Below are 408 nucleotides of genomic sequence, written 5' to 3' on the forward strand. Positions count from 1 at the left end.
ATATTGGTCTGTTGTCAGCCCAATTTCTTCTTTAAGGTGAGGAAGCACCTTTTTGATTTCTTTTTCAGCATATCCGAGAACCCTGAGGGCTTCAAGTGCTTCTTCAAGAGCCGTTTCCGCTGTTTGCTTTTCAAGCCTTTCTTCATGATTAAACAGATTTTCAATCATTTCAGGCACAACATCTGCCAGCTTTCCTTTTAAATCTAGAATAATCTGGCGTGCGGTTTTCTTTCCTACTCCAGGAAACTTGACCAAAAAAGCTTCATCTTCATTTTCAATTGCTTGGATGACCGCTCCGGGATCACAAAAAAAAAACTACCTACAACCCTTCCTCAATGCTCCTCCCTACATACCACCCACTACTATCACACTCATCTACACCTACATCCATCCATGTATTTCACTCTC

General features: G+C 41.4%; 1 pseudogene. It reads right to left on the reverse strand.

The features are described from left to right. Positions 1-303 (reverse strand): annotated as a pseudogene (locus BHE18_RS01080) (helix-hairpin-helix domain-containing protein); the annotation flags it as partial. Positions 304-408 lie beyond the last annotated feature (105 nt).

This window comes from Rossellomorea aquimaris, from assembly GCF_001877785.1.
Lineage (GTDB): Bacteria > Bacillota > Bacilli > Bacillales > Bacillaceae_B > Rossellomorea > Rossellomorea aquimaris_A.